Source organism: Nonomuraea sp. KM90 (assembly GCF_052246675.1).
Lineage (GTDB): Bacteria > Actinomycetota > Actinomycetes > Streptosporangiales > Streptosporangiaceae > Nonomuraea.
In genome coordinates this window covers 23,995-30,522 of record NZ_JBQQCB010000123.1, presented here as the reverse complement: position 1 = coordinate 30,522, position 6,528 = coordinate 23,995, and the positions used below count along the sequence as shown (strand labels likewise).

Below are 6,528 nucleotides of genomic sequence, written 5' to 3'. Positions count from 1 at the left end.
TGCTGTCGTACGGGGCGCTGGGGTTCGCCCGGCTCAACGGCATCACCGACGACAGCGCGCTCGCCCTGGACATGAGCCTGTCCATCGACACGCAGGGGCTGCTGCTGGCCAGCATCATCATCGGCGCGCTGGGCGTGCTCGACGACGTCACGGTCACGCAGGCGGTGACGGTGGCCGAGCTGGCCCACGCCAACCCGTCCTACGGCTTCGCCCGCCTCTACCGGGCGGCGGGCCGGATCGGGCGCGCGCACATCGCCTCGGTGATCAACACGATCATCCTGGCGTACGCGGGGGCGTCGCTGCCGCTGCTGCTGCTGTTCAGCATCGGGAACCAGCCGCTCGGGGACGTGATGACGACTCCGGTGATCGCGCAGGAGATCGTGCGCAGCATCGTCGGCACGCTCGGCCTCATCGCCGCCGTCCCGATCACCACGGCCCTCGCCGCCCTCACCGCCTCCCGCCACCGCTCCGAACCGGCCGTCGAGGACGACAACGAACCCGCCCCTCGTCGTGCGCGGGGAGCAGCACTTGTCCCCCGGCGCGCCCGGGGAGAGTCGCTCGTCCCCCGGCGCGGGCGACGCGACGAGCTCGCCTCGGGGCAGGACGACGACTTCTTCGCCCCGCACACCGACCACGACGACGACTTCTTCGCCCCCGCGTCACCCGGCCCTCGCGACGGCGTGACAGCACCGCACGTCCCGCCGGGGGGCGGCACCGACTTCTTCACGCCGCAGCCCCGCCCGGAGGACCCGCCGCACCGGGAGCCGCCGCCCGAGCGCCCAGCCCGCCACCGCCGCCGCACCGGCGCCTGAACGCCCAGCGACGCAGCACGCCCCCGGTGGGCAGCACACCCGGCGACGGGGTGGGGCACCTGGGAGCGAGCGGGTCCGAGCAGTCGAGCGAGGGCGGCGCTGGTCCGGGCGGAGGTTGCGCGTCCAGGGGTTCGAGCGAGGCCAGGGGCGACGCGGGCCGAACGCCACACGGGCCGAACGCCACACGAGCAGAAGGCGACGCGGGCAGAACCCGACGTGGGTCAGTCGATCTCGGCGCTGCCGTCGACCCGGAGCTTGCGGCGGGCGCGTTCGTAGAAGGTGGTCCCCACTCGCACCACCTTCGCCGCCCCCGGCCAGGCGGTCACCGTGACGCTGTCGCCCGGGCACAGGTGCCCGACCACCGCACCGTCCACCTCGACCGCCAGCCGCCCGCTGCTCGGCAGCACCTGCAGCGTGACCTCCTCGTCGGCGGGCAGCACGAGCGCCCGGTTGAACGCCGAGTGCGCGGCGGCGGCCACGACGAGCACCGCCTCCACCCGGGGCGAGACGATCGGCCCGCCTGCGGAGAAGCTGTAGGCCGTGGACCCCGTGGTGGTGGCCACGATGACGGCGTCGGCGGAGTAGCGCACGAAGGGGCTGCCGGACGGGGTGACGGACACGCCGGCCAGCCCGTCGCCGGGGATCCGGACGAGCGCGATGTCGTTGAACGCCGTCACGTCCGCCCCGGCCACCTTGCTGCGGATCGCCATGCGCGGCTCGATCGTGTATTCGTGCGCGTCGATCGCCGACAGCGTCTGCGGCAGCTCGTCCACGTCGATCTCGGCCAGGAAGCCGAGCCGCCCGAGGTTCACCCCCAGGATGGGTGTGGGCCGCCCGGCCAGCAGCCGCATCGTACGCAGCATCGTCCCGTCACCGCCCAGCCCCACCAGCAGGTCGGCCCGCTCCACCAGCGTGGTCGCGTCGACCTCGACGGCGCTGCAGTCGATGCGGCCCACCTCGTCGGGCAGGCCCAGCACGGTCGCGCCCTTGTCAGCGGCCCACCGCAGGATGGTGTCTATCGCCTTCTTGGAGTCGCGCCGCGGATGCAACACCAGCCCGACCGTCCCGACCATGCCCATGGGGTCAGCCTACGACGGCCGGCGCGGTGCGCGGCCCCCGGTCCGGCGGGGGTGGCGTGTTCGGTCCATGGCGTGGACACGCCACCCCCGCGGGCTTGCCACCGCGTACAAGATCCACTGACGATGCTCCCCGGCGGGCTCACCGGATCCCGCCCGCAATCCCGAGGGCACCCCCGCAAGGAGTTCGTTTGTCCATTCCCCGTGCCCGGCGGGCGTTCCTGATCGGAACGGCCGCCTTGGCCCTGCTCGTCCCCCAGAACACGGCGCTCGCCGCCGGCCCGCCGGACCCCAAGATCGACCGGCTGGTGCAGGCCGATCTGACGGCGGACGGCAAGGCCACCTTCTGGGTACGCCTCAAGGAGCAGGCGAACCTGAGCTCCGCCCGCACCGCGCGGACGAAGGCCGACAAGGGCCGGCAGGTCTACCGGTCGAAGACGCGCACCGCCGAGACGTCCCAGGCCGGCTTACGCAAGCTGCTCAAGGCCGAGCACGCCGACTTCACCCCGTACTGGATCGTCAACACGATCAAGGTGACCGGCGACGCCGATCTGGCGGCCGAGATCGCGAAGCTGCCGGAGGTGGCGAGCGTCGAGCCCGACATCGTGGCCGACCTGCCCGAGCCGGCGCCGGGCGTGGCGCGGGCGGCGGTCGGCTCCGTCGAGTGGAACGTCGACCGGATCAACGCCCCCAAGGTGTGGGACGAGCTGGGCGACCGCGGCGAGGGCATCGTCGTGGCCAGCCTCGACAGCGGCGTGCAGTGGGACCACCCGGCGCTGGTCGCCCAGTACCGCGGCACCCTGCCGGACGGCACCGCCGACCACGACTACAACTGGTTCGACCCGGCCGGCGCCTGCCCCGGCCGCACGCCCTGCGACGACCGCACGCACGGCACCCACGTCATGGGGACCATGGTCGGCGGCGACGGCGGGGCCAACAACATCGGCGTCGCCCCCGGCGCCGAGTGGATCACGGTGAAGGCGTGCGGCATCGGCGGCTGCCCGTCGTACGCGCTGCTGGCCGCCGGCGAGTGGATCCTCGCCCCGACGGACCTCGACCGGCAGAACCCGCGCCCCGACCTCGCGCCCGACATCGTCAACAACTCGTGGGGCGGCAAGGGCCTCGACCTCTGGTACAAGGAGATCGTCGAGGCGTGGGTGGCCGCGGGCATCTTCCCGGCCTTCTCCAACGGCAACGAGGGCCCGGAGTGCGGCACGACCGGCTCGCCCGGCGGCTACACCGCCGCCTACAGCGCCGGCTCGTTCGACGCGAACGGCGTCATCATGCCGCAGTCGTCGCGCGGCCCCGGCGAGAACGGCGAGATCAAGCCGAACATCGCGGCCCCCGGCGTGGACGTCCGCTCGGCCGTCCCCGGCGACGAGTACGGCCTCAAGACCGGCACCTCGATGGCCAGCCCGCACGTCGCCGCCACGGTGGCGCTGATGTGGTCGGCCTCCCCCTACCTGCGCAACGACGTCGAGGCCACGCGGGCGCTGCTCGACGGGACCGCGGCGGACGTGGACGAGGGCCGCTGCGGCGGCACGGCGGCGGACAACTTCACCTGGGGCGAGGGCAGGCTCGACGCGTACGCCGCGGTCAAGGCCGCGCCCACCGGCGAGATGGGCACGCTGGCCGGCACCGTCACCTCGGGCGGCGCCCCGGTGGCCGGCGCGGCCGTCAGCGTCTCCGGCCCGCTGAGCCGCACGGTCTCGACCGGCCAGGACGGCACGTACACGCTGCCCCGCCTGCTGAGCGGCGACTACGAGATCAAGGTGGCCAAGTTCGGCTACGACGACGCGACCGCCACCGCGACGATCGCGACCGACCGTACGGTGACCGCGGACGTGGCGCTGACGGCGCAGGTCATGAGCACGGTGTCGGGCACGGTCAGCACGATCGGCCTGCCGGAGGCGGGTGCCACGGTGAGCGTCGCCGGCACCCCGGTCACCACGGTCACCGACGCCCGGGGCCGCTACGAGATCGAGCTGCCGCACCGGGGCTTCGAGCTCGACGTCACGGCGTCCTCGCGGTGCACCGAGGACACGACGGTGACCGTCACGGTGGACGGCGACCTGACCAGGGACATCGAGCTGGCCAGCCGGGCCGACGCCTTCGGCCACACCTGCCGGAGCGGCACGGAGGCGTACGTGGAGGGCACCACGAAGGTGGACCTCACCGGCGACGACGAGCACCGCGCGATCACGCTGCCGTTCGCCTTCCCCTTCTACGGCCGGACGTACACGACGGGCACGGTGAGCACCAACGGGTTCCTCACCTTCGGCCGCGCGTGGTCCTTCCCGAGCAACGTGCCGCTGCCCGCGGCCGGCGACCCCAACGCGGGCATCTACCCGTACTGGGACGACCTGGCCCTGGACGAGGGGGAGGGCGGCCTCTACACCGCCACGCTCGGGACCGCCCCGAACCGCACGTTCGTCCTCGAATGGCGCGGCGCCCGCTTCTACGCCGGGCCCGAGCGCCTGTCGTTCGAGGCGCTGCTCGGCGAGGACGGCTCGATCGGCTTCCGCTACCGCGACATCGGCAGCTCCCACGCGGCGGGTGAGGAGGCCACGATCGGCATCGAGAGCGCGGACGGCACGGACGCGCTGGAGTACGCCGCCAACCGCGCCGCCGTCGCCACCGGCCAGAGCCTGACCTTCGCCGCCCGGGGCCACGGGCTGGTGGCGGGCACGATCACCGACGCCAACGACGGCCGGCCGCTGGCGGGCGCGACGGTCAAGGTGGGCGACGGGGCGACGTTCACCACCGGGGCGGACGGGGCCTTCCTCGGCCAGGTCCCGGCCGGCGACCACCGGCTGGAGGTGTCGGCGGACGACTACGGCCCGCTCGCCGAGGACGTCACCGTGCGGCCCGGTGAGCGCAACGTGTTCGACAAGGCGCTGGCCACGGGCCGGGTGACGGCCTCGACCGGCGAGCTGACCATCGTGCTGCCCGCCGGGTCCACCAGGAAGGGCAGGTTCGAGCTGGCCAACCCGGGCGCGGTCGCGGCGTACACGATCGAGCTCGATCCCGCGCTGACCTGGCTCGGCGTCAGCCCGGCCGGCGGGGAGCTGAAGGCGGGCGCGTCGGTGCCGGTGGAGGTCACCGCCTCCAGCGCGGGCCTGCCGCCCGGCACCGTCCGCACGGGCGTCCTGGTGGTGCGCTCGGCCAGCGGCCGCAACCCGGCCTTCCCCGTGGTCGTGCACGTCGTGGTGCCCAGGCACCAGGTCGCCGTCGAGGTCGGCGGGACGGAGGACGTGACCGTGGCCGCCGGGGACACCTGGACGGCCGACCGGAGGTACGCGCCCGGCGGCCACGGCTACATGGGCCCGCTCACCAAGGCGAGCACTTCGGACCGGCCGGTCGCGGGCACCGCCGAGCAGGCGCTCTACCGCAGCGCCCGCGAGGGCATGCGCGCGTACCGGTTCGACGGGGTGCCCGACGGCGTCTACACGGTCGAGCTGGGCTTCGCCGAGACCCGGAACAAGAAGCCGGGCAAGCGGGTGTTCGACGTGGCCGTGGAGGGCGAGGTCGCCGTCCAGGCCCTCGACCTGGCCAAGGAGGCGGGGGCGAACGCCGCCGTCACCCGGCGGTTCACGGTGGAGGTCACCGACGGGCAGCTCGACGTGCGGTTCTTCGCCCGCGCCGGCGCCCCGATCCTCAACGCCGTCCGCATCACCGAGCGGCCCGACAAGGCCGTCCGCTAGAGCGCCGCTGGACCGTGGGGCCCGCCCGGGGCGGGCCCCACGCCCATCTGGCGATAACGTCGGGTCCATGCGGCTTCATGTGGGGTGCGCGATGTGGACGCACGCGCGCTGGCAAGGACGTTTCCTGCCCGATCGCCTCCCGCCCGGTGACCGCCTGCGCGCCTACGCGAGCTGGTGCGACGCGGTGGAGGGCAACACGACGTTCTACGCCACCCCGTCGCGCGCCACGGTCGAGTCCTGGGCGGCCCAGACCTCGCCCGATTTCCGGTTCGTGGTCAAGCTGCCCAAGCCGATCACCCACGAGCGCCGCCTGGCGGGCGCCCAGGAGGAGCTGAGCGCGTTCCTGGCGGCGATGGAGCCGCTGGGCCCGCGGGTGCACGCCTTCTGGGTGCAGCTCCCGGGCTCCTTCTCCCCCGCCGACCTGGGCACCCTGGCGACGTTCCTGCGCGGGCTGCCCCGCGGGCACCGCTACGCGGTCGAGGTCCGCCACCGGGCCTTCTTCGAGGACGAGCGCTCCGAGCGCCTCCTCGAACGGGTCCTGGCCACCGCGGGGGCCGAATGGGTCCCGTTCGACACGACCGTCATGTTCGCGAGCCCGCCCACCAGCGACGCCGAGCGCGACGCGTGGACGAAGAAGCCGCGCGTGCCCCGGCGCACCCGCGCCCTCACCGGCCACCCGATCGTGCGCTACCTCGGCCGCGACGCCGAGGAGCGCACGGTCGAGGGCTGGCGGCCGTGGGTGGACACGGTGACGGAGTGGCTGAGGGAGGGACGCTCGCCGACGGTGTTCGTCCACACGCCGGACAACGCCGAGGCGCTGCGGCTGGCCCGCCGCTTCCACGACGACGTCCGCGCCCGCCTCCCCGAGCTGGCCCCGCTCCCCGACCCGATGCCCAACGAGCCGCTGACCCTCTTCTGAGGCGCCCCTTCCGGCAG

The 6,528-nt window shown here is 74.0% G+C and carries 4 protein-coding genes; 3 read left to right on the top strand and 1 reads right to left on the bottom strand.

Going from position 1 to position 6,528, the window contains the following annotated elements; genetic code table 11:
• The coding region (locus ACTWPW_RS52570; protein WP_443173362.1) for a YibE/F family protein at positions 1-812 on the top strand (812 nt) is incomplete at its 5' end.
• 221 nt (positions 813-1,033) lie between these two features.
• Here the strand turns inward: ACTWPW_RS52570 and ACTWPW_RS52565 are convergent.
• Positions 1,034-1,891, bottom strand: a complete 858-nt coding sequence (locus tag ACTWPW_RS52565; RefSeq protein ID WP_375109436.1) for an NAD(+)/NADH kinase — start codon at positions 1,889-1,891, stop codon at positions 1,034-1,036.
• A 188-nt stretch (positions 1,892-2,079) separates the two neighbouring features.
• Between ACTWPW_RS52565 and ACTWPW_RS52560 the strand changes: the two genes are divergently transcribed.
• Positions 2,080-5,592 (top strand): S8 family serine peptidase, encoded by a 3,513-nt coding sequence (locus ACTWPW_RS52560; protein WP_443173361.1) that lies wholly within the window; start codon positions 2,080-2,082, stop codon positions 5,590-5,592.
• A 67-nt stretch (positions 5,593-5,659) separates the two neighbouring features.
• Positions 5,660-6,511: a DUF72 domain-containing protein gene (locus ACTWPW_RS52555; protein WP_443173360.1), complete on the top strand. Its 852-nt coding sequence runs from the start codon at positions 5,660-5,662 to the stop codon at positions 6,509-6,511.
• The last annotated feature ends 17 nt before the right edge of the window (positions 6,512-6,528 follow it).

What these genes read in the sequence shown, in the direction of transcription:
- ACTWPW_RS52555 (WP_443173360.1), top strand. Translation starts at nt 5,660, where the DNA reads ATGCGGCTTCATGTGGGGTGCGCGATGTGGACGCACGCGCGCTGGCAA.
- ACTWPW_RS52565 (WP_375109436.1), bottom strand. Translation starts at nt 1,891, where the DNA reads ATGGGCATGGTCGGGACGGTCGGGCTGGTGTTGCATCCGCGGCGCGAC.